A 22,875-nucleotide genomic window follows, 5' to 3' on the forward strand; every position below is an offset into this window, starting at 1 on the left:
CGGTGCTACAGATCGATCACAATCGGCGGGTTCAGAGGCTTGAACCTTGCGTTGCAGGTGCTGGCGTTCACGTAGAGGCAGTCACCGATCTGTTCCCGTCCGTGGTCTTCGTGAATATGGCCGAAGATATGCAGCTTCAGAGTCAAGCTGGCTACGCGTTCGGCCAGTGCTTCGCAGCCGGGACGAATAATGCCGGTGGGCGAATCGATTTTGTCCCGGATACCCGCCGGGGGACCGTGGGTGATCAACACGTCGGTGTCTTCGGGAATACGGGCCCAGCGTTCGGCAAGAGCATCGCCCCGTTCAAGGTTGAACGCCCAGTTGAAGAACATCGGCGTCCATGGGCTTCCCCAGAACTTCAGGCCTTCCAGTTCCACCGGGCTGTCCTGCAAATAATGGGCATGGCGTATCAGTTCGCGAGCTTCGGCCGGCTCATCCTGGAAACACCAGTCGTGATTGCCGGCAATCAGGATTTTGTTTCTGTGGGGTAACTCGGAAAACCACCGGTCGAGATCCTCCAGTTCATCCAGGGTCCCGACGCCGAGGCAGTCGCCGGCGTGAATCAGCAGGTCGCCGTCAGGCACCTGGATCTGGCGATGCATGCTGTGGGTGTCGGAGATGCAGACTATTCTCATGGTGTTGAAGGTTCCGATCGGTGGCATTCGCGCATTATTGTTGAAACTACGATAGCATTTACGGCCCGTTCAGCCCTCATGATTTTCCAGTGATGCCATGCGATTGATTCTGAGCCGGAAGGGGTTCGATTCTTCTGCCGGTGGTTGTCCCAGCCCGGTTTTACCGGACGGTTCCCTGTGTGTACTGCCCATTCCGGATGCCCAGTCCCGAATCCGCTATAGCGAAGTCGTTTTCGAAGAACGCCGTCTGGGCAAAATCGCCCGGGATCTCACCGGCGGCAGAATTCGAGGCGGGCATGGCGCCCACCTGGACCCGGACCTGGTGGCCGATGCCTACCCACGTGAGAATGGCTGGCGACCTTTATTGGGGCAAACCGGTTCTGCCCAGGGGCATTTGCGCAATCAGGGGGTTGAGCCCGGAGACCTGTTCCTGTTCTTCGGGGTATTCCGGCACGCTGAACTGCATAACCGGCGCTGGCGCTTTGTGCCCGGTTCACGCCCGTTTCATGCCATCTGGGGCTGGCTGCAGATTGGCCAGATACATGCCATTGATGAACTAGCACCGGATGCGTTGCCCTGGGCCCGATATCATCCGCATTTCCACGGCCAGCCGGACGCTGGCAACACGCTCTATGAGTCTTCTGATGCCTGCCAGTTGGCAACCGCGACGGAGGTCTTTCCCGGCAGTGGCGTGTTCCCGATGTTGCGGGATGATCTTGTTCTCACGGACCCGCAGAGCCGGCTGCCGACCCGATGGCGTCTGCCGGCTGCATTTTTTCCGGGCGAGGACCGCCCGCCCCTGAGCTACCACACCAGAGCGGACCGCTGGCAGCTCGATTCACCCTGGTGCTACCTGACTTGCGCGGCCCGCGGACAGGAATTTGTGCTGGCTCTGGATGCCTATCCGGATCTGATCGACTGGCTTGCGAGCCTGCTCAGAACTGGCCGTGGCGGCCAGCCCCCTCTTTAAATTTCCGGGCCCCGTCAATGGCCTCTTCGAAAACCACCGGGTAGCCCGCGGCCCCCTCGGCTTCCAGGGCTTCCCGGGTATCCAGATCCCATTGATGAATGGCAGACGCCCTGTCTGTCCGCATGCAGCGTTGCGGGAATCCGGCAATGGTTGCTGCCAGTTCCTGGGCCGCTTGCAGTGCCGTCCCGTCCGGAACGAGTCGGTTTGCCAGTCCCATTTCCATGGCCTCCTCTGCGTTGACGGGGCGCCCGGTCAGTATCATGTCCATGGCTCGCCCATGGCCGACAATGCGGGGCAGCCGGACGGTGCCACCATCAATCAGGGGAACGCCCCAGCGCCGGCAGAAAACGCCAAATACCGAAGAGGCTTCCACAACCCGCAGGTCGCACATCAGTGCCAGTTCCAGACCTCCGGCCACGGCATAGCCGGAGACGGCAGCGATCACCGGTTTGGTAAAGTGCATACGGGTCGGGCCCATGGGGCCGTAGCCCGTCCCGTGCGGATCAATGCGGTTTCGCCGCTGTTCATCGCCGATCGCTTCCAGGTCGGCGCCGGAGCAGAAATTTCCCCCGGTGCCGCACAGCACTGCAACCTTCAGGGCATCGTTTTCCTCAAACTCGATGAATGCCCTGCGCAGGGCATCGGCTGTCGGGCCGTCCACGGCGTTGCGTTTGTCGGGCCGGTTGAGCGTGATGGTGCAGATGCCGTCATTGCTACTGGTCAGAACCGCGTGCTCGGTCATTGCGTTACCCTGCAGTTGATCTGTCTGTGTGATATTCACCTAAGATAGTAGAACAACGCGTCTCAGGGAGAGGGATATGTATCGGTACAGTCTGGGTGACCGGCGCTGGCAGTTCGCAACGCTGGCGGAATTGATGGCCAGGGCCACGCCGGCGCGTTCCGGTGATCGCCTGGCAGGCGTCATCGCGCATACGGCGGAGGAAAGGGTGGTGGCCCAGATGGCTCTGGCGGACCTGCCTTTGAAAACCTTTCTGAACGAAGCGCTGATTCCCTACGAGCAGGACGAAGTCACCCGACTGATTCTGGATGACCATGATCCTGTGGCGTTCGAGCCGGTTTCGCATCTGACCGTCGGCGATTTCCGCAACTGGCTTCTCAGCGACCACGCCACTCCGGAGATGCTCGCAAGCATCCGGGCGGGTATCACACCGGAGATGGCAGCTGCGGTCTCCAAGATCATGCGCAACCAGGATCTGATCCTGGCGGCGGGCAAATGCCGAGTCCAGACTGCCTTTCGCAGCACCATCGGTTTACCCGGGCGAATGTCCACACGACTCCAGCCCAACCATCCAACGGACGACATGACCGGTATAGCGGCCAGCATCCTGGATGGGTTGCTGTATGGCAGTGGTGATGCCGTTATCGGGGTCAACCCCGCGACTGACAACGTGGCCCAGACCGTTCGGCTGTTGCAGATGATGGATGAGGTGATTCGACAATACGACATCCCTACGCAGTCCTGCGTCTTGACACATGTTACCAACAGCCTGGAAGCCATCGAACAGAAGGCGCCTGTGGATCTGGTATTCCAGTCCATCGGCGGTACCGAGGCGACTAACCGCAGCTTCGGATTTGATCTGGCAACTCTGGCCGAGGCCCGGGATGCGGCGCTCTCGCTGAACCGAGGCACCGTGGGCAACAATGTGATGTATTTCGAGACCGGCCAGGGCAGTGCGCTGTCCGCTGATGCCCATCACGGTGTGGACCAGCAGACCTGTGAAGCCCGGGCGTACGCCGTGGCCCGCAAATTCCAGCCGCTTCTGGTGAACACGGTGGTTGGATTCATCGGCCCCGAATACCTGTTTGACGGCAAGGAGATTACCCGGGCCGGTCTGGAAGATCACTTCTGTGGCAAGTTGCTGGGCCTGCCCATGGGGTGTGATATCTGTTACACCAATCATGCCGAGGCCGACCAGAACGACATGGACAACCTGCTCACACTTCTGGGCGTAGCCGGCTGTAACTTCATCATGGGCATACCCGGCTCGGACGATATCATGCTGAACTATCAGACCACGTCGTTTCACGATGCCCTGTATCTGCGACGGGTTCTGGACAAGCGACCGGCGCCGGAGTTCGAACAGTGGCTGACCAGGATGCAGATCTTCGGCGATTCCGAAGGCAAGGTGCCCTCCGAGGGCTTACCGGAGGCGTTCCGGGAGAGTCTGGCCCGGTTGCCGGAGGGGCAGGGCCATGACTGAGCACAAACCGGTAGTTATTGAGAACCCGTGGCGTCGGCTGTCGGCCTGGACCGATGCCCGGATTGGTCTGGGTCGCGCAGGTGTGAGCCTGCCCACCCGGGAGATGCTGGCGTTTCAGTTGGCTCATGCCCAGGCCAGGGACGCGGTACATCTGCCATTGGACACGGCTGCGTTAATGACGCAACAGGCGGAACTGAGCGAACCAGGAAAATCACTGCTGCCACATCAGCCGGTTCATCTGCACAGTCAGGCCGACGACCGGGTAACCTACCTGCAGCGCCCGGACCTTGGTCGCAGGCTCAGCGCTCAGTCCTGTGAGCAGTTGGATCGGTTGGGCCACACCGGCGACTCGCCCGTCGACCTGGCACTGGTGATCGCAGACGGCCTGTCCTCCTTCGGTGTGCAGCAAAATGCCCTCGGCCTTCTCGATGCGCTACTGACAGATCTTGAAGCCGACGATCAGGCCTGGGAACTGGCGCCCCTGATCGTTGTCTCTCAAGGACGGGTTGCGATCGGGGACGATGTGGGGCACCGGCTCAACGCCCGCTGTGTGGTGGTGCTGATTGGCGAACGCCCCGGCCTGAGTTCTCCGGACAGTCTCGGGCTTTACCTGACCTGGGCGCCTGAGCCCGGGCTGACCGACGCCAGCCGGAACTGCATATCGAACATTCGGCCGGCGGGGCTGTCGTGCGCAGAGGCGAGCCGGCGGCTGATGTATCTGCTCAAAGAGGCCCGCCGACAGCAGGTTTCCGGGGTGCCGCTCAAGGATCGCTCGGAAGAGACGGTTATTGATCAGGGCATTGGCAACTTCCTGTTAGGCTAGTGATAACCGTTAAACCATTCAGGCTAGGAGAATTCCCTTGCAGCAAGCCGCGTACTATGAAAACGACACCACCCTCGCCCAATACCTGGAATTTCACTTTGGCGAACGGTGGCATGGTGAGGCCAACTTTCCCAAGGCCCTGGCCGACGCTGCCATGCATGCGATGGATGGAAGGCCCCTGGATCGTGCGCTGGATATTGGCTGCGCCGTTGGCCGCACCAGCTTCGAGTTGGCCCGGCATTTCCGCCACGTAGACGGCATTGATTATTCCAACGCCTTCGTTAACAAAGGTCAGGAAGTGGCCCGGGATAAACGAGTGCGCTATGCCCGTCTGGAAGAAGGTGAGCTGGTGAGTTTTCAGGATCAGAGCCTGGCATCCCTCGGGCTGGAGGAGGCCGCCGACCGTGTGGCTTTTCACCAGGGCGATGCCTGCGATCTGCCATCGCAGTTCGCGGGGTATGATCTGGTGCTCGCGGGCAACCTGATCGATCGGCTGTACCAGCCATCGCTGTTTCTGGAAACCATCCACGAACGGATTAACGAGCTCGGGCTTCTGGTGATTGCCTCACCCTACACCTGGCTGGAGGAATACACGCCCAGGGAACACTGGGTCGGTGGTTTCAAAAAGGATGGTGAGGACTTCTCGACGTTCGACGGCCTGAGGGAAATGCTGGCGCCACATTTCCGCCTGCTGTTCGAGCCCTGGAGTCTGCCGTTTGTTATACGGGAGACGAGAAACAAGTTTCAGCACAGCTTCTCCGAGCTGACCGTCTGGGAGAGGGTAAGTCAGTGAACAGGGAAAGTTTGACGATGGCCTGCCGGCTGTCATCAAACTGTCACCGGAAAAGCCTAACCTGAGATCTCATCAGGACGACATGCATTGTGTTGTGCATCGTGTGAATGCTTTAACCGGGGACTTCCCCGGTTTTTTTATGCCTGGATAAAAGGATCTGACAGGATGAGGACCATCGCGTTTTACAGTCTGAAGGGCGGTGTTGGCAAAACCGCCGCTGCCGTGAACATCGCTTATCTGGCCAGCCAGGCCGGGTATTCGACACTGTTGTGGGATCTGGACCCTCAGGGCGCTTCCAGCTGGTACCTGGCCGGTGCCGACAAGATCAAAGGTCACAAGTTGTCGCAGTTGCTCAAGGGGAAGACGCCCATCGCCGAGTTCATTCACGAGAGCGACTATGAAAACCTGGACTTCATCCCGTCCCACACCAGTTTCCGTAATCTGGATGTCAAACTGGACCAGGAGGATGGCAGTAACCTGATCAAACAGTGGCTGGCACCTCTGTCCGAAGAAACCAGTCTGGTGATACTGGATTGCCCGCCGTCGCTGTCCCGGCTTTCGGAGCAGGTGCTAAAAGCGGCAGACGAGGTGTTTGTGCCGGTGATTCCCACCTGGCTGTCCCTGAATAGCTGGAAACAGCTGGCGGAGTTTGCCAAGGACAAGAAGCTGAAGCCGGGTAAGCTGCACCCGTTTTATTCCATGGCCGATCGGCGCAAAGGGCTGCACCGGGAGCTGATCAATGCCCAGGATGAGATCCTGCCCAAAGGCCTGAAAACCATCATCCCGAACGCCAGTGTAGTTGAGAAAATGGGCGAAGAAGGCACGCCGGTGCAGCTGCTCGCGCCCAGCTCCGTGGCCGCCGATGCCTATCGCAGATTGTGGAAAGAGATCAATCGAATGCTCTGAGCACCGGCCAGGGCTTGTTCAGGTTCGCGCCAGTTTGTCCCGCCGCAGGGACCGCTCCAGCCGACGGTTATTCTCGCTCCGTTCCGAGAGCACCTGCTGAACGTACAGAATGTGCTTGCCGGCCAGTTCCCGGGCTTCGTCGGCCCTACCTTCCGTGATGGCCTCGTACAGCATTCGATGCTGCTCCACCAGGCCCTGACGGGTCTCCGCCTCCCTCTGGTACATGCCGCCAATGTTGGTCACTACGTTGCTCTTCAGCATGTTGAAGAGGTTGCGAATGGTATGCAGAAGGATCACGTTGTGGCTGGCCTCGGCAATGGCCAGGTGAAAGCGTGCGTCCGCCGCGCCTTCGGCTTCCAGATCCCGCTCCTTTTCGGTGCTGTAGCAGGCTTGCAGCGCCTCATAGGCGGTTTTCAGGTGGGCGCGGTCCACCTCGGTGGCCCGCAATGCCGCGTAGTAGGCGCAGTCCGCTTCCAGGGTGCGTCGGAACTCCAGCAAATCCCGTTGGGCATCCGGCCGGTTTTCCAGCAAGGGAATCAGCGGGTCACTAAAACTGCCACCCAGGGACTCGGTGACATAGTTGCCGCCGCCCTGGCGGCTCACCAGCAGGCCCCTGGCCGTCAGTCGCTGGATAGCCTCGCGCAGCGAAGGGCGTGACACTCCGAATTGCTCTGACAACACCCGTTCTGGCGGCAGGCGCTCGCCTGGCTGCAAGGTGCCCTCCAGAATCATGGTTTCCAGCTGTTCAACAATGGTGTCTGCGAGTCTTTTCGGCGCGATCTGTCCGATGGCCATTCCTGATGTACCCGTATCGAAAATTTATTGGTAATACCAATATCACAAGTGACTTTCTCGGCCAAGGGTTAGCATGAAGAAGTCCTTCAAAGTGTGTCTTTTGCACCAAAAACTTTTGACATTGGCGGACATTTTCCCATACCTTGGTTAACTATTGATGTCAATTGGTATTACCAATTTATAAATTGGTCAGTTTGATAGTGTATTGAGGCACCAGCCAATGAGCGACCTGTTTTACGATGCCGCCCCCAATGCCACCCGTGTAGCCCCGGAGCGGGAGCCGGAGAGGTATTACCCTGAAAAGCCCGAGGCCGTCACCCTGTTTGGCACCTGCGTGGTGGATCTGTTCTTCCCGGAAGCCGGGCTGGACGCCATTCGTCTGCTGGAACGTGAAGGCGTCCGCGTGCATTTCCCTCAGGAGCAGAGCTGTTGCGGGCAGCCTGCCTGGACTTCGGGATACCGGGATGAGGCCAAAGCCGTGGCCCGTGCCCAACTGGAGATCCTGGATCGTTCGGGGCTGCCGGTCGTTGTGCCGTCCGGCTCCTGTGCCGGTATGTTCCGGCATCATTACCGGGCGCTGTTTGCCGACGAGCCGGACACACTCAAGCGGGTGGAAGCGCTGGCGGAGCGCACCTTCGAGCTGACCGAGTTCCTGCTGAAAGTCTGCAAAGTGCAACTGTCGGACCGGGGGGCACCCAGCAAGATCGCCCTGCACACGTCCTGCTCGGCCCGTCGGGAAATGAACACACACCTCCATGCGCGTGAGCTTCTCCAGCAGCTCGAAGGGGTCGAGCGTGTCGACCATGACCATGAGAGTGAATGCTGCGGGTTCGGCGGCACCTTCTCGGTTCGGATGCCGGAAGTCTCGGGTGCCATGGTCAAGGACAAGACGCGCTCGCTGATGGATTCCGGCGCGGTGGAAATGGTTACCGCCGATGGCGGCTGCCTGATGAACATCAATGGTTCCCTCGAGAAACAGAAAGAGCGCTTCCGGGGACGGCATCTGGCCAGCTTCCTGTGGGAGCGAATCAATGGCGCCAGCGAAGGGGAGGTGGCATGAGCCAGCGTATTCCGGTGACCGAGCTGACTCCGGGCTTCCGGGGGCGTGCCGAAGAAGCCCTGACGGATGGGCAGCTGCGAAACAATTTCCGGGTGGCCATGGACTCGCTCATGACCAAGCGGGCCAACGCGTTTCCCGATGCCGATGAGCGTGAGGGGCTGCGGGAACTGGGTAACCGGCTCAAGGCCGGGGCCCTGTCGCGGTTGCCGGATCTGCTGGAGCAGCTGGAAAAGAAACTCACTGAAAACGGCGTCAAGGTTCACTGGGCGGAGACGGTCGAGGAAGCCAACGAACTGGTGCACGGCATCATCGAAGCCCGCAAGGGCAGCCAGGTGGTAAAAGGCAAGTCCATGGTCAGCGAAGAGATGGAGATGAACGACTATCTGGCGGAGCGGGGCATCGAATGCCTGGAATCCGACATGGGGGAGTACATTGTCCAGCTCGATAATGAAAAGCCGTCCCACATTATCATGCCGGCGATCCATAAGAACGCCCGGCAGGTGTCGAAGCTGTTTCACGACAAGCTGGGGGAGCCGGAGACCGAAGACGTCAATCAACTGATCCAGATCGGCCGGCGAACCCTTCGTCGGAAATTCATGGACGCGGATGTGGGTGTATCCGGAGTGAACTTCGCCATCGCCGAAACTGGCACCCTGTTGCTGGTGGAAAACGAGGGCAACGGTCGCATGAGCACCACGGCACCGCCGGTTCACATTGCGGTAACGGGCATTGAAAAAGTGGTGCCGAACCTGAGGGATGTGGTGCCGCTGGTTTCCCTGCTCACCCGTTCGGCCCTGGGGCAGCCCATTACCACCTATGTGAACCTGATATCCGGTCCCCGCAAACCGGACGAACTGGACGGCCCGGAGGAAGTGCACCTGGTGCTGCTGGATAACGGCCGTACCGGCGCCTTTGCCGATGCCCAGATGCGTCAGACCCTGAACTGCATCCGCTGCGGCGCCTGTATGAACCACTGCCCGGTGTATACCCGGGTGGGCGGCCACACCTACGGTGAGGTATACCCCGGCCCCATCGGCAAGATCATCACACCGCATATGGCTGGCCTCGACAAGGTGCCAGACCACCCAAGCGCCTCCTCCCTGTGCGGGGCCTGCGGTGAGGTCTGCCCGGTCAAGATTCCGATTCCCGAGCTGCTTCAGCGTTTACGGCAGGAAAATGTGAAGGATCCGGAGCAGCCGCAGCAGGTGAAAGGTGGCGGCGCCAAGTATTCCCGGACGGAGCGCTGGATCTGGCGCGGCTGGCAGATGCTGAATACCCGGCCGGCGCTGTATCGCAGTTTTCTCTGGGCAGCGACCCGATTCCGGGCGCTGGCCCCGAAAAAAGCCGGCCCCTGGACCGAAAATCACAGTGCACCGGTGCCCGCCCGCCGCTCCCTGCATGATCTGGCGGCCCGGCATCTTGACCAGAACGGAGGTCGACCATCATGACTGCCCGCGCAAATATCCTTGGGAAGTTGAGAAGCAGTCTCGTTGGCACGACGCCCCGCCCCGACGAGTTCGATGAGGCTCTGGTTACGGCCCCCTGGCGGTACGCGCCGGAGGACCGGATCGCCCGGTTGCGTAGCCTGATGGAAGCGGTCCACACGGAAGTGCATCAGTGCGGCTCTGACAACTGGCCGGAACTGGTGGCCGAACTTCTGAACAAACGCAACCTCACCAACCTGTTGTGCGCCCCGTCGATAGAACATGGCCGGGCGCTGCAGGCTTACTTCGAGGCCACGGAGCAGACGATCGAGTTATTGGCCTACGATCAGCCGGTGGAAGCGTGGAAGGAAGAGCTGTTCTGGAATGTGGATGCCAGCCTGACCGGCACCCTGGGTGGTATTGCTGCCACCGGTACAGTCGTGCTCTGGCCGGATCGCCACGAACCGCGGTTGATGAGTTTGGTACCTCCAGTCCACATTGCCCTGCTCAAGGCCAGCGAGATTCACGACAATCTGTATGACATGATGGTGTCTCAGGACTGGGCAGCCGGGCTGCCCACCAATGTCCTGTTGGTGTCCGGCCCGTCCAAGACCGCGGACATCGAACAGGTGCTGGCTTATGGCGCTCACGGGCCTCGTGAGCTCATCGTGCTGGTGTTGGAGGACCTATGAGCTTTTCCGCAGCGACATTGGCCGATATCCGGCAACGGATTCCGGAAAACCGGGTGTTCAACGATCCGGTGTCCACCCTGGCGTTCGGAACCGACGCCAGTTTCTACCGGCTGATCCCCAAGGTGGTGGTGCGGGTTCAGGAAGAGGCCGAGGTGGTCGATCTTCTGGCGATTGCCCGCAACCACAAGGTACCAGTGACTTTCCGGGCCGCCGGTACCAGCCTTTCCGGGCAGGCCATCAGCGACTCCATCCTGATTGTCCTTGGCGACCAGTGGAACGGCCACGACATCCGCGCTGAAGGCCGCCAGATTCGCCTCCAGCCGGGTGTGATCGGCGCCCAGGCCAACGCCTGGTTGGCACCCAAGGGCTTCAAGATTGGACCGGATCCGGCGTCCATCAACGCCTGCAAGATTGGCGGCATTGTTGCCAACAACGCCAGCGGGATGTGCTGTGGTACCGCCCAGAACAGCTACCACACCCTGGCCGGTATGCGGCTGGTGCTGGCCGACGGAACCGTGCTGGATACCGAGGATCCGACGAGCGTTTCGGCGTTCCGCGAGAGCCACGGAGACCTGTTAGCAGCTCTGAAAAAGTTGGCCATCAATACCCGTGAAAATCCCGAGCTGGCAGAGCGGATTCGCCACAAATACCGCCTCAAGAACACCACTGGCCTGTCCCTGAACGCCCTGGTGGATTTTACCTGTCCGATCGACATCCTGACCCACCTGATGGTGGGCTCCGAGGGCACGCTGGGTTTCGTGAGCGCGGTCACCTACAACACCGTTCCCGAGTACCCGGACAAGGCCACGGCCCTGTTGGTATTCCGGGATGCGGAGAGCTGCTGTCGGGCCGCGTCGGTGCTGCGTTCACAACCGGTAGCGGCCGTAGAGTTGCTGGATCGCCGCAGCCTTCGCTCGGTGCAGGACAAGCCCGGCCTGCCTGACCGGATTCATGATCTGTCGGAGGATGCCTGCGCGTTGCTGGTGGAGACCCGGGCGGCCTCCTCGGAGAGTCTGGATGAACAGCTGGCCCGGATCAGGGCGTCCCTGGCCGAATTCCCGCTTGAGCAGCAGGTGGACTTCACCCGAGACGCGAAAGTGTCCGATCAGCTCTGGGCCATTCGGAAGGGCACGTTCCCGGCCGTGGGCGCGGTGCGACCGAACGGTACCACCGTGATCATCGAGGATGTGACCTTCCCGATCGATCAGCTATCCGAGGGTGTTACCCGTCTCCAGGAACTGTTTGTGAAGCATGGCTATGACGACGCGATCATCTTTGGCCACGCCCTGGAGGGCAACCTGCACTTCGTGTTCCCCCAGGGCTTTGACGACCCTGCGGAAGTCGCCCGCTACGAGGCCTTCATGCAGGATGTGGCCCAGCTGGTGGCTGGGGAATTCGGTGGTTCCCTGAAGGCGGAACATGGTACCGGCCGCAACATGGCACCGTTTGTGGAGCTGGAGTGGGGGCACGACGCCTGGCAGCTGATGTGGCAGATCAAGCGGCTGCTGGACCCGGAGAATCTGCTCAATCCGGATGTGGTGCTCTCTGAGGACCCGCAGATTCATCTCAAGAATCTGAAGCCCTTGCCCGAGGCCGATCCTCTAGTTGATAAATGCATTGAATGCGGTTTCTGTGAGCCGGTGTGTCCCTCGGAAGGGCTGACCCTTTCGCCTCGCCAGCGCATTGTGATCTGGCGGGACATCCAGGCCCGCCGCCGTGCCGGTGAAGATACGGCCGAACTGGAGAAGGCCTACCAGTATCACGGCCTGGATACCTGCGCCGCGACCGGTCTGTGTGCCCAGCGCTGTCCGGTGGGTATCAATACCGGTGATCTGGTGCGTAAGCTGCGTAGCGAGAAAGCCGGCGGCCAGTCCGTGGCCAATCAGCTGGCGAAGCATTTTGCCGGCGCACTGAAAGCCACCCGTTTTGTCCTTGCCAGCGCCTCCATGGCCGAACGGCTGATGGGCGCGCCAATGCTGACCCGTCTCAGTGCGGGCGTCCGAAAGGTGTCCGGAGGCAAGGTCGCCCAATGGGATCCGACTCTGCCCCAACCGGTGCGGTTTGTGTCACCAGCAGCACAGGAGGATCCGGCCGAAGGTCGGCCCCGGGTGGTGTATCTGGCCGCCTGTGTGTCCCGGACCATGGGCCCGGCCCGTAGCGATAAGGCGCAGGAGCCGTTGATCAGCGTGACCCGGAGGCTGCTGGAGAAAGGTGGTTACCAGGTGGTGTATCCGGAGGCGCTGGACAGTCTGTGCTGCGGCCAGCCATTTGCCTCCAGGGGCTATCCGGACCAGGCGGCATCCAAAAAAGATGAACTGATTTCGGCGCTGTTGCGGGCCAGCCGCAATGGTGTGGATCCGATCTATTGCGACACCAGCCCCTGCACCCTGCAGATCCGTGAAGCTGCCGAAGAGGCCGGGCTCACACTGTTCGACCCGGTCCGGTTTATTCGTGATCATCTTTACGAGCGCCTGGATTTCGAGCCGGAGCAGACCCCGCTGGCCGTGCACGTCACCTGCAGTACCCAGCACCTTGGGGAATCACAGGGTCTTATCGATATCGCTCGTCGCTGCAGTACCAATGTGGTGATCCCCGAGGGCATCCACTGCTGCGGCTTTGCCGGGGATAAAGGCTTCAACGTGCCCGAGTTAAATGCCCATTCCCTGAAAACCCTGGCTGAACAGACGGCCGGCTGCGAGGAAGGTATCTCCACCAGCCGTACCTGCGAGATCGGGCTCAGCCGGCACAGCGGTATCGACTACCATGGCCTGGTGTATCTGGTGGATCGAGTCACCAGGCCGAAAGCCAACGCCTAGTGTCTATTTCATCTCGAAGCCGCATTTGCGCAGGAAATCGCGCATGTGTGGCCGCAGTTTCGAGGTGAACAGCGGCTTTAGTTGCTCGGACCAGGTGGTGTCCTTGTTGCCTCCGGTCCTTTCCCGGTAGTACTCGTTCATGGTGCGATCAAAGCCGGCCACCAGTTCTTCGTCACGGGCATCGGAGTAGTAGTCTTCCCTCAGGATGGCCTCCACCGGCAGCCGGGGTTTCACCTCCGGGTTCTGATCCGGGTAGCCCAGACACATGCCGAACACCGGATAAACGTGTTCCGGAAGCCTGAGAATCTCGCTGATTTGGGCCGGGTTGTTGCGGATGCCACCGATGTAGCACAGCCCAAGCCCTTCGGATTCCGCGGAAATCGCCACGTTCTGCGCCATCAGACTGGTGTCGATGGTGGCAACCAGTAACTGTTCCGTCATCCCTCGCACCACGTCAGCCCCGGCCCGTCCTGCGGCATCGGTTGAGCGCCGCATATCGGCACAGAACACCAGAAAGTCCGAGCAGTCAGCAATGTAGCTCTGGCCCCCGGCAAGTTCCGCGATTTTCCGGCGGTTGTCGGGGTTGATCACGTGAATGATCGAATAGGCCTGCACATGATTCGAGGTGGCGGCGCACTGGCCGGCCCGAATCAGTTCCCTGAGCAGGTCAGGCGGGATCTTTTCACCGGTGAATTTGCGGATGGAGCGGTGGGATTTGAGCAGTTCTATGGTTGGATTCATGGGGTCTCGCAGTGAGTTCATGGATGTCGCGCCAGTCTGTGACAATTATCATACCAAACGCTACACATTACTCGCGCATGTGCGGAAGCCAAACTGATACGCTGACAGATCATACCGTCTAGCCTGGAACGTTTTGCCTTTATGGACCTGAACCTGCATCTGCCAACACTGCTGGTCACTTCGGTCATGATCAACCTCCTGATCGGCGGCATGCTCTGGGCGATCTATCACCTCCGCCATAGGGAGCGCTGTTTTCTGCTCTGGGCCCTAGCCTGCCTGACCTTTGTGTTGGGTACCGCATTCGCAGTAGCCAATGAGTTGCCCGGCGCTCCAGGGGGGCTGATATTCGTCGCCCACCTGTTTCTTGGTGCTTCACCGCTGTTGGTCCTTGCTGGTATCCACGCACTGATGGGGTTGCCAATAGCGGGCAAGAGACGGTCATCCCGTCTTATCCATGGCGCCTTGCTACTCTATCTGTCCGGCCTGGCTGTCAGCGCGGGTTGGGATCCGGTGGTGGCCAGATTCCTGACTGCGCTGTTCTCGGCATTGATCTTCAGCCTGGCGATCTACCGGCTGGGCTCAATTGGGCACAGGCCCAGACTGCCCCTTCGCATTCTGCAAACACTGTTCGGCATCCACGGGACGCTGATGATGACCCAGGTACTGGTAATCGCAGTCTCCATGAGCGGAAGCGTACAGCTGGATCTTCAGGGGCTGTTGAAACTCATTCTGATGAATCACCTGCTGCTGGTGAGTGCCACGGCCATGGCGCTTCCGTTATTGGCGTTCACCCGTTCCGAACAGGCTTTGGTGGTGCTGGCGGAGCGGGATGGGCTTACCCAGCTGTACAATCGCCGGGCGTTCTACCGGGAAGGCGAGCTGGCATTTGAAAAAGCCCGGCGGGCCGGGGACCTTGTCACCGTGCTCATGATCGATCTGGATCACTTCAAGCAGATCAACGATCGCTGGGGGCATGCCACCGGCGATGAGGTATTGAAGGTCGTTGCCAGTCTGATGAGAGCCGAACTCAGGGATGACGACATCGTTGGCCGCGTTGGTGGTGAAGAGTTTGCAGCCGTGCTTCGCAACAATAATCGCGAAGCGATCGAGGCGATAACCGGGCGCCTGTTGCAAAGAATCGTTGAGACTGGCCGGGAGGTCCATGGTGTTCCGGTGCATCTTTCGGCCAGCATCGGTGGTGCGACTCTTACCCGGGACCATGGCTCTTTTAAAGACGTTATGGCGTCGGCAGACAAGGCGCTTTACCGGGCCAAGCACAATGGCCGCAACCGGGCCGAATTTGTTCCGACGTCAGCGGCCGCGAAACTCTGACGGCCGTTTGGCCAGAAACGCCGAAACGCCTTCCGCGAAGTCTTCAGTACGGGTCATTTCGAGGAATGCAGCACGTTCCGCTTCCAGATGGTCGGCCAGCCGGCCGCCGTTGGCCTGATCGATCAGTTTACGAAAGGCACCATAGGCTCGGGTTGGTCCCTGGGCGACTTTCTCGATCATCCGGTTCAGCCGGTTGTCGAATTCGCTGTCGGGGACAACTTCGTTGACTATGCCCCAGTCCCGGGCTTCATCAGCGCCCAGTGTGCGCCCCAGCAGCATCAGTTCGGCCGCCCGGCCGGCGCCGAGTTTGTGGGCCAGGGCCCAGCTGCCGCCACAGTCCGGAACCGCGCCAATGCCGTTGTAGGCCACCAGGAATTTTGCCTCTTCATCGGCGATCACCAGATCGGCCATCAGGGTGAGACTCAGTCCTGCGCCGGCCGCCACGCCCCTGACTGCGGCAATCACAGGCGCATCCATGCCGCGCAGAAGCAGGACGGCGGGGTTGACCGCGTCCAGGATGGCGCCGATGGCTGCGCCAGCCTGCTCCGACGTGCCCGCCATACTGGATACATCACCGCCTGCCATAAAGGCTCGCCCCGCGCCTGTCAGAACGATGCAACGAACACCGGAAAGACCATGGATGTCCCTCACCGCTGCGAGGAGGGCCTCTGCCAGAGGTATATTAATGGCGTTGAGGGCCTCCGGACGATTGAAGGTCAATCTGGCGACCCCTGTTCCGGCATCAAATGCGGTGGTTACCAGTGAATCTGCCATGGTCAAATGCCCTCCCGGTAATGCAGGTCTCACGGTCAGAAACCTGCGTACTGATTTCGTGGTCTGTCGGATAACAAGATAGAGCGGTTTGCCTAATGTTGCCCGAATGGACTACTTTAAATCTGAATCGGGGTTCACCCCGACGACAAGAAAAAACAATGAATACAATCATCTTCGGGCGTGGGATGGGTACTGTCAGGACGTGTTCACGTGTCTGTGTGCCCGGCGCCAGGGGTGCCGGGAGGAAGTTTGAGCATCCTTGAAATCAGTAACCTGTCTCTGTCGTTTGGTGGTGTGAAGGCGCTGCAGGACGTGAGTTTCCGGGTGCCTGAGAACACCGTAACCACCATTATCGGCCCCAACGGCGCTGGAAAGACGTCGCTGTTCAACTGCATCTCCGGGTTCTACAAACCCCAGCAGGGCACGATTCACTATCAGGGGCAGCCACTGCCGGGCAGCATCAAGCCACCGAAGCGAGCCGCAATGGGGCTGGCCCGAACCTTCCAGAACATTGCCCTGTTCCGGGGCATGACCGTGCTCGATAACATCAAGCTGGGCGCCCACGTGCATATGAAGAGCGGTCTGCTCAGTGCCCTGGCTTATTTCGGGCCGGCCCGACGCGAGGAAATGGCCGTTCGTAAAGACGTGGAAGAGCGGATCATCGATTTCCTGGAGATAGACCACATTCGCCGCCAGCCAGTGGCGAGCCTTTCCTACGGTCTTCAGAAGCGGGTTGAGCTGGCCCGGGCGCTGGCCATGCAGCCGAAAGTGCTGATGCTGGACGAGCCGGTGGCGGGCATGAACCGGGAAGAAAAGGAAGACATGGCCCGCTTTATTCTCGACATCCGGGAAGAGTGGGGTGTCACCGTGCTGATGGTGGAACACGACATGGGTATGGTGATGGATATTTCCGACCACATTGCGGTACTCAACTTTGGCCAGGTCATCACCGAGGGCCTGCCCGCGGAGGTTCAGAATAACCCGGAGGTGATCAAGGCCTACCTGGGCAACAGCGATATCGAGAGCCTTCGCAAGAAGCTCAACGCCGAGGGGGAGGCCGCCTGATGGATTGGTTGTTCTTCGGCGAAATCAGCCTGGCGGGCCTGGCCATGGGCGGCCTTTATGCCCTGATCGCTCTGGGTTTCGTGATCATCTATAAAGCCACGAGGGTCATCAATTTCGCCATCGGCGAAATCATGATGTTCGCGGCCTACCTGTTTCTGGCATTCGCCGGCGGCATGGAGCTGTCGCCCTGGATTGCCCTGCCGATGGCGGTTATCGGCGGCAGTATTCTCGGGGGTGTGATAGAGAAAACCATGATCCGGCCGATGCTGGGGGAATCGCCGATTTCCGTGGTGATGGTCACCATCGGTATCGCCAGCATCCTGGTGGGCCTGGTGGAGTTTATCTGGACTGCTGATCCGCAACTGCTGCCCAACTTCCTGCCTCGGGAGCCGGTGTTTATCGGGGAACTGTATCTGGCTCCCAAGATCGCTTACGGCTTTCTCATTGGTTCCGCCCTGCTGATCATTTACCTGCTGTATTTCCGGTTCTCCCGGGGTGGCGTGGCCCTGAGAGCCACCGCCTCGGATCAGGCGGCTGCCTATTCCATGGGCATCAACGTGCGCCGGGTCTTCAACATGGCCTGGGTGTTCGGCTCACTGGCCGCATCACTGGCCGGTGTGCTTGTGGCGGCCACCGGTGGGCTGAGCCCGCAATTCGGGATCATAGGCCTGAGTGTGCTGGTGGTGGTGATTGTTGGCGGTCTGGACAGCATTCTCGGCGCCCTGGTGGCCGGCGTGTTTATCGGCTGGCTGGAAACCGTGGCGGGCGCCTATCTGGGCGGCGAGTACCGGATGCCGGCAACCTTCCTGGTGCTGGCAATTATCCTGGTGATCCGCCCCTACGGCCTGTTCGGCACCCACGAAATAGAGCGAGTGTAAGATGCGCATCGGTGACGCGAAGCAGAGTTACGAGGCCGATGAGGCAATCTGGACCAGCCAGACCCAGAAGCTGTGGCTGGGGCTGTTCCTGCTGATTCTGCTGGTTTTCCCGTTTGTGGTGAATTCCTACCTGCTTTACCTGGGGTGCCTCGTGGGGATTGCCGTGATCAGCACCACCGGCCTGAACATCCTGACCGGTTTTACCGGCCTGATTTCCCTCGGGCAGGCCGGCTTCATGGGCGTGGGCGCCTATACCGTGGCCTGGTTATCCCTCAATACCGCCCTGCCGTTTCCGGTTACGCTTCTGATGGCCGGGCTGATGGCCGCCGCCGTGGGCATTCTGGTGGGTCTGCCCTCGCTTCGGGTCAAGGGCCTGTACCTGGCCATCGCCACCCTGGCGGCGAGCGTGTTCCTGCATTTCATTTTCGCCGAGTGGGAATCGGTGACCGGCGGGATGGGTGGTTTGAGTCTGGAGCCAGCCCACCTGTTCGGACTGACCTTCCAGAGCGATTTCAGAATGTATTTCATCATTGTGCCGCTGGCGGTGCTGATGGTGCTGGCTGCCCGCAATGTTTTCAGGACCCGGATTGGCCGGGCGTTTATCGCCATTCGTGACCGGGATATTTCCGCCGAGATTCTCGGGATCAACCTCTTGCGTTACAAGCTGATGTCGTTTGCCCTCAGCTCGTTCTATGCCGGGATCGCCGGTGGCCTGTTCGCCTATTTCTATCGGGTGGTGACGCCGGAAAGCTTCCCGCTTTCCATGTCGATTTTCTATCTGGCGGCGGTGATCGTCGGGGGCATGGGCAACCTGCTGGGGGGCATTCTCGGCGCCGCCTTCATGACTTTGGTGCCGGAAGCCCTGAAACTGCTGACCGCTGCGCTGACGCCTTTTTATCCCAACGCCCCGGTGTTCATGTCGCCGATGCTGGAAATTATCTTCGGTGCCCTGATCGTGGGCTTTCTGATCTTTGAACCCCATGGCCTGGCGGAGATCTGGCACCGCATCCGCCGGTTTTTCCGGCTGTGGCCATTCAGGAATTAACCGTGTTTCAACGGGCCTGGTACACAGAGCCCATGCACCACCAACAACAAGAAGCAGCAAGGAGAAGAAACATGTTCAGAAACATCCTCGAAAAAGGTCGCCGGCTTGCCGGGCTTGGTAGCCTGGTCGCTGCGCTGACCGTTGCTGCCCCGGCGATGGCTCAGGACAAAGAGCCCATCGTGTTCGGCGGCTCGATCCCGCTCTCCGGTGTTTTTGCCTTTGCAGGCATTCACCTGCACGCCGGCCTGACGGATTACACCGACTGGATCAACAGCCAGGGCGGTATCAATGGTCATCCGGTGGAATACGTGATGGAAGACACCGCCTATGAGGTGGACAGGTCAGTCGCAGCCTTCAAGAAGATTTCCGGCAGCAGCTCCCCGGCCACCTATTACGGGGACAGCACCGGTTTCATGAAAGCCATTGCCTCGGAGCTCAACAGCCAGGGCGACACACTGATGAGCGGCGCGTCTTTCGCCACCGTACTGACCGACAATGAAACCTATCCGTACCAGTTCATCCCGGGCCCTAACTACAGCCAGATGTTCGGGATCATCCTGGAGTACATCGCCTCCCAGGGTGAGGATGGCGAGATGCCGAACGTGGCGTTTGTCTACAGCGATACCGAATTTGGCAAGGACCCGATCGAGAATGGCAAAGCCCGCGCGGCTGAGCTGGGCATCGAAGTGGTGGAAGAGATCGTCACCAAGCCGGGTAGCGTCGATGTCTCCGCCGAGGTGTTGAAGTTGCGCCGGGTGCGCCCGGATTACGTGGTATTCCACGGCTATGTGTTGTCACCGATCAACGAGTTCATGGTGCAGATGCGCCAGATGGGACTGGACACCCAGTTCATGGGCACCTTCTGGTCCTCGGACAAGCTGATCATCGACAAGATGGGCGCGGATGCCGACGGCTACATGGGTGTGATGCCTTACAACTACTACGACAGCGAGGAAAGCGGTCCGATGCTTGATGCCCTGAGGGCTCAGGCAGAGAAAAGTGATCCGGAGGCTGGTTACCGTCCGACCGGCTATATTCAGGGCTGGTTCAACGCCATGGTCTGGACGGAGGTGATCAAGCGCACCCTCGATGCCGGTAAGGAGCTCAACGCGGACAACATGGCCGAAGCCCTGGCTTCCATTGAGGACTGGGACACCGGCGGCATCATCGGCATTCCGGTCACGGTGAAGGATATGTCGTTCCCGGTGGGCCGTATCTGGCGGGTGAATGCCGAGGCCGGCCGTTATGAGCCGGTATCGGACTGGATCCACCTCGACTGAGGGGCTGTATGGAAGCCTTACTGGAAATCGATAATATCGAGGTGGTCTACAACAAGTCGGTGCAGGTCCTCCGGGGCCTGTCACTGCGGGTGCCGGAGGGGGCCATTGTGGCGCTCCTCGGCTCCAATGGTGCTGGTAAATCCACCACCCTCAAAAGCGTCTCGGGGCTGCTGACCCTGGAAGACGGGGAGGTCACGGCCGGCGAAGTACGCTTCAGGGGTAAGGACGTAAAAGGCGTTCCGCCGGAGCGGCTTGTGCGCGACGGACTCTTCCATGTCATGGAGGGCCGAAGAGTGTTCGAGGACCTCACGGTGGAGGAAAATCTCATCGCCGCCACTTACGCGCTTAGCGGCAGTAAGCCTTCCCTGAGTGACAGCTATGAGCTGGTTTATAACTATTTCCCGAGACTGAAGGAGCGCCGTAAGCAGCTGGCCGGTTATCTCTCAGGCGGCGAGCAGCAGATGCTGGCCCTGGGTCGGGCGCTGATTGCACAGCCGGACCTGATCATGCTGGATGAGCCCTCGCTTGGTCTGGCGCCGCTGCTGGTGGAAGAGATCTTTACCATCGTGGCCAGAATCAACCGGGAGCAGGGCACTGCCATCCTTCTGGTGGAACAGAACGCCGCGGTGTCATTGGCGATCGCATCCTACGGTTACATCATGGAAAACGGCAAGATTGTGATCGACGGCCCGGCGGACAAACTCACGGCCAATGAAGACGTTCAGGAATTCTATCTGGGTGTGGGGGGCAAGGAAGGTGAGGCCCGCAGTTATCGAGACATCAAGCACTACAAACGCCGTAAACGGTGGCTGTCATGACAATGCCTTCCATCCCTGACCTGACGCTGACCCAGATGCTGCGGGCCCATGCCCGGGAGCGCCCGGACGCCCTGGCCCTGCGCCAGAAGGACTTCGGTATCTGGCAGGCCTATTCCTGGCAGGATTATTACCGGCGGGCCCGGCACTTCGGGCTGGGGCTTCGTGCCATGGGGCTCGAACCAGGTGGCCATGTGGCCATTATCTCGGAAAACCGGGTGGAGTGGGTCATCGGCCAGATGGGCATCGGCCTGGTGCAGGGCATCTGTGTCGGGGTCTATCCCACCAGTCCCTGGAACGAGGTGGCCTATGTTCTTGAGCACAGCGACGCGGAGTTCGTGATCTGCGAAGACCAGGAACAGACTGACAAGGTGCTGGAAGCCTGGCCAGAACTTCCCAAACTGAAGCACTGCATTGCCATCGATATGAAAGGCCTGCGCTACTACCCGGAGCCGCCGGCAGCGTTCGAGGATATCGAGGCCAGGGGCCGGGAATTCGAAAAGCAACATCCCGGGTTGGTGGATGAACTGCTGGACAGCCAGCAAATGGATGACACCGCCCTGATGATCTATACATCCGGATCCACCGGTCGACCGAAAGGGGCGATGATCAGTTGGCACAATCTGCACGCCGCGGCGCCGGGGCTCATCAAGCTTTTACAGGCCGATGAACATGGGTCCACACTCTCTTACCTGCCCCTCTGCCATGTGGCCGAACAGGCCTTTACCAACATCGCACCGGTTTATGTGGGCAGTACGGTCAGCTTTGGTGAGAGTCTGCGGACCATTCAGGAGGATCTGCGTGAGATAGCCCCGACCTTTTTCCTGGGCGTGCCGAGGATCTGGGAGAAACTGCACTCGTCCATCTACATCAAGATTCAGGAGACAGGGCGATTGCGGCAGGCATTGTTCAACTGGGCGATTCGGGTGTGTTCACCCATGGCCACCAAACCTCGCTCAACGTGGAACCTGAAGGAAAAATGCCTGTACGGCATCAGCTACTGGCTGGTGTTGCGTGCCTTGCAGAATTTTATCGGCCTGCGCCGATGCAGCATTGCCCTCACCGGGGCGGCTCCTATATCAACCGGCATACTGGAGTTCTTCCGGACCATCGGCATTCCCCTGGTAGAGGTTTATGGCCAGACGGAGAGCACCGGCGTTGCCACGGCGCAACCCGTTGAAGATGTGCGCTTGGGAACGGTGGGGGTCGCTGTGTCCGGGGTTGAGGTAAAACTCGGCGAACACAACGAGATCATCATGCGTGGTGGCAGCATGTTCAAAGGCTATTACAAGAACGACGAGGCCACCGCCTCAACCCTGAAAGACGGCTGGCTGCACACCGGCGACGTGGGTGAATGGCGGGATGGCCAGCTGAAGATTGTCGACCGCCTGAAAGACATCATGATTACCGCCGGCGGCAAGAACCTGTCACCGACGGAAATCGAGAACACCATCAAGGCCAGCCCCTACATCAAGGAATGCATTGTGATCGGTGAGGCCAGAAAGTACGTGTCTGCGCTGATCCAGATTGATTTCGATACGGTGGCCAAGTGGGCAGAGCAGGAGCGGATTGCCTACACCACCTTCCGGAGCCTGACCGAACAGCCACAGGTGAATGAACTCATACAGGCCGAGGTGAACAAGGGCAACGAGCAGTTACCGCAGGTGGCGCAGATCAAGCGTTTCCATTTGCTGACCAAGGAGTTGGACCACGACGACGACGAGGTGACAGCGACCATGAAAGTCCGCCGCAGCAATATCTACGAGAAATACACCGAAGTAATCGAGTCGCTTTACGCCTGATGGGAAG

21 protein-coding genes are annotated in these 22,875 nt (G+C 59.9%); 16 read left to right on the forward strand and 5 right to left on the reverse strand.

Going from position 1 to position 22,875, the window contains the following annotated elements; translation table 11 throughout:
- Positions 1-5 precede the first annotated feature (5 nt).
- Entirely contained in the window at positions 6-635 is a 630-nt protein-coding gene (locus GJU83_RS10930) for a metallophosphatase domain-containing protein (protein WP_174805026.1), read from the reverse strand.
- Between the two features lie 97 nt (positions 636-732).
- Between GJU83_RS10930 and GJU83_RS10935 the strand changes: the two genes are divergently transcribed.
- Positions 733-1,605 (forward strand): Nmad3 family putative nucleotide modification protein, encoded by an 873-nt coding sequence (locus GJU83_RS10935; RefSeq protein WP_153634329.1) that lies wholly within the window; start codon positions 733-735, stop codon positions 1,603-1,605.
- Here the strand turns inward: GJU83_RS10935 and GJU83_RS10940 are convergent.
- Positions 1,571-2,347 carry a crotonase/enoyl-CoA hydratase family protein gene (locus GJU83_RS10940; protein ID WP_153634330.1) on the reverse strand — a complete coding sequence of 259 codons (777 nt, stop codon included), beginning with the start codon at positions 2,345-2,347 and terminating at the stop codon, positions 1,571-1,573. The two genes, GJU83_RS10935 and GJU83_RS10940, sit on opposite strands and share 35 nt — an antisense overlap.
- Before the next feature lie 76 nt (positions 2,348-2,423).
- Between GJU83_RS10940 and GJU83_RS10945 the strand changes: the two genes are divergently transcribed.
- From GJU83_RS10945 to GJU83_RS10960, 4 genes are all read left to right on the forward strand, one after another.
- Positions 2,424-3,827 carry an ethanolamine ammonia-lyase subunit EutB gene (locus GJU83_RS10945; RefSeq protein ID WP_153634331.1) on the forward strand — a complete coding sequence of 468 codons (1,404 nt, stop codon included), beginning with the start codon at positions 2,424-2,426 and terminating at the stop codon, positions 3,825-3,827.
- Positions 3,820-4,650: an ethanolamine ammonia-lyase subunit EutC gene (eutC, locus tag GJU83_RS10950; protein WP_153634332.1), complete on the forward strand. Its 831-nt coding sequence runs from the start codon at positions 3,820-3,822 to the stop codon at positions 4,648-4,650. Before GJU83_RS10945 ends, eutC begins: the two co-directional genes overlap by 8 nt.
- 37 nt (positions 4,651-4,687) lie before the next feature.
- Complete coding sequence (locus tag GJU83_RS10955) at positions 4,688-5,443, forward strand: putative 4-mercaptohistidine N1-methyltransferase (RefSeq protein WP_153634333.1); 756 nt, start codon at positions 4,688-4,690, stop codon at positions 5,441-5,443.
- 165 nt (positions 5,444-5,608) lie between these two features.
- Positions 5,609-6,349, forward strand: a complete 741-nt coding sequence (locus GJU83_RS10960; RefSeq protein ID WP_069182720.1) for a ParA family protein — start codon at positions 5,609-5,611, stop codon at positions 6,347-6,349.
- An 18-nt stretch (positions 6,350-6,367) separates the two neighbouring features.
- On the opposite strand, the gene GJU83_RS10965 is transcribed toward GJU83_RS10960, so the two are convergent.
- A complete protein-coding gene (locus GJU83_RS10965; RefSeq protein WP_069182721.1) occupies positions 6,368-7,144 on the reverse strand; it encodes a GntR family transcriptional regulator in 777 nt (258 codons plus the stop codon).
- 220 nt (positions 7,145-7,364) lie between these two features.
- Here GJU83_RS10965 and GJU83_RS10970 point away from each other — a divergent pair, with 220 nt between their 5' ends.
- Genes GJU83_RS10970 through GJU83_RS10985 form a run of 4 tightly spaced genes read left to right on the forward strand, consistent with a single transcriptional unit; the run spans position 7,365 to position 13,136 of the window.
- On the forward strand, positions 7,365-8,204 hold the full coding sequence (locus GJU83_RS10970; RefSeq protein WP_153634334.1) for a (Fe-S)-binding protein: 840 nt from the start codon (positions 7,365-7,367) through the stop codon (positions 8,202-8,204).
- The gene (locus GJU83_RS10975; protein WP_153634335.1) at positions 8,201-9,652 is read left to right on the forward strand and encodes a LutB/LldF family L-lactate oxidation iron-sulfur protein; all 1,452 of its coding nucleotides are present in this window, start codon (positions 8,201-8,203) and stop codon (positions 9,650-9,652) included. The genes GJU83_RS10970 and GJU83_RS10975 overlap by 4 nt, the downstream gene beginning before the upstream one ends.
- A complete protein-coding gene (locus GJU83_RS10980) occupies positions 9,649-10,320 on the forward strand; it encodes a LutC/YkgG family protein (protein WP_153634336.1) in 672 nt (223 codons plus the stop codon). Before GJU83_RS10975 ends, GJU83_RS10980 begins: the two co-directional genes overlap by 4 nt.
- Positions 10,317-13,136 carry an FAD-binding and (Fe-S)-binding domain-containing protein gene (locus GJU83_RS10985; protein ID WP_153634337.1) on the forward strand — a complete coding sequence of 940 codons (2,820 nt, stop codon included), beginning with the start codon at positions 10,317-10,319 and terminating at the stop codon, positions 13,134-13,136. Before GJU83_RS10980 ends, GJU83_RS10985 begins: the two co-directional genes overlap by 4 nt.
- A 3-nt stretch (positions 13,137-13,139) precedes the next feature.
- Here GJU83_RS10985 and nfsA read toward each other — a convergent pair whose 3' ends face one another.
- Entirely contained in the window at positions 13,140-13,877 is a 738-nt protein-coding gene (nfsA, locus tag GJU83_RS10990; protein WP_153634446.1) for an oxygen-insensitive NADPH nitroreductase, read from the reverse strand.
- A 141-nt stretch (positions 13,878-14,018) separates the two neighbouring features.
- On the opposite strand from nfsA, the gene GJU83_RS10995 reads away from it, so the two are divergent.
- Complete coding sequence (locus GJU83_RS10995; protein WP_153634338.1) at positions 14,019-15,209, forward strand: GGDEF domain-containing protein; 1,191 nt, start codon at positions 14,019-14,021, stop codon at positions 15,207-15,209.
- Here GJU83_RS10995 and GJU83_RS11000 read toward each other — a convergent pair.
- A complete protein-coding gene (locus tag GJU83_RS11000) occupies positions 15,189-15,983 on the reverse strand; it encodes an enoyl-CoA hydratase/isomerase family protein (RefSeq protein WP_153634339.1) in 795 nt (264 codons plus the stop codon). The two genes, GJU83_RS10995 and GJU83_RS11000, sit on opposite strands and share 21 nt — an antisense overlap.
- 249 nt (positions 15,984-16,232) lie before the next feature.
- Here GJU83_RS11000 and GJU83_RS11005 point away from each other — a divergent pair, with 249 nt between their 5' ends.
- From GJU83_RS11005 to GJU83_RS11030, 6 genes are all read left to right on the forward strand, one after another.
- Positions 16,233-17,048, forward strand: coding sequence for an ABC transporter ATP-binding protein (locus tag GJU83_RS11005; RefSeq protein ID WP_069182729.1), 816 nt, complete (start codon positions 16,233-16,235; stop codon positions 17,046-17,048).
- Entirely contained in the window at positions 17,048-17,926 is an 879-nt protein-coding gene (locus GJU83_RS11010; protein ID WP_064229120.1) for a branched-chain amino acid ABC transporter permease, read from the forward strand. Before GJU83_RS11005 ends, GJU83_RS11010 begins: the two co-directional genes overlap by 1 nt.
- A gap of 1 nt (position 17,927) precedes the next feature.
- Positions 17,928-18,971, forward strand: a complete 1,044-nt coding sequence (locus GJU83_RS11015) for a branched-chain amino acid ABC transporter permease (RefSeq protein WP_069182730.1) — start codon at positions 17,928-17,930, stop codon at positions 18,969-18,971.
- A 71-nt stretch (positions 18,972-19,042) separates the two neighbouring features.
- The gene (locus tag GJU83_RS11020) at positions 19,043-20,251 is read left to right on the forward strand and encodes an ABC transporter substrate-binding protein (protein WP_153634340.1); all 1,209 of its coding nucleotides are present in this window, start codon (positions 19,043-19,045) and stop codon (positions 20,249-20,251) included.
- Between the two features lie 8 nt (positions 20,252-20,259).
- Positions 20,260-21,069 (forward strand): ABC transporter ATP-binding protein, encoded by an 810-nt coding sequence (locus GJU83_RS11025; RefSeq protein ID WP_069182732.1) that lies wholly within the window; start codon positions 20,260-20,262, stop codon positions 21,067-21,069.
- Entirely contained in the window at positions 21,066-22,868 is a 1,803-nt protein-coding gene (locus GJU83_RS11030) for an AMP-dependent synthetase/ligase (RefSeq protein ID WP_153634341.1), read from the forward strand. The genes GJU83_RS11025 and GJU83_RS11030 overlap by 4 nt, the downstream gene beginning before the upstream one ends.
- Positions 22,869-22,875 lie beyond the last annotated feature (7 nt).

The sequence above is a fragment of the Marinobacter salsuginis genome (assembly GCF_009617755.1).
Lineage (GTDB): Bacteria > Pseudomonadota > Gammaproteobacteria > Pseudomonadales > Oleiphilaceae > Marinobacter > Marinobacter salsuginis.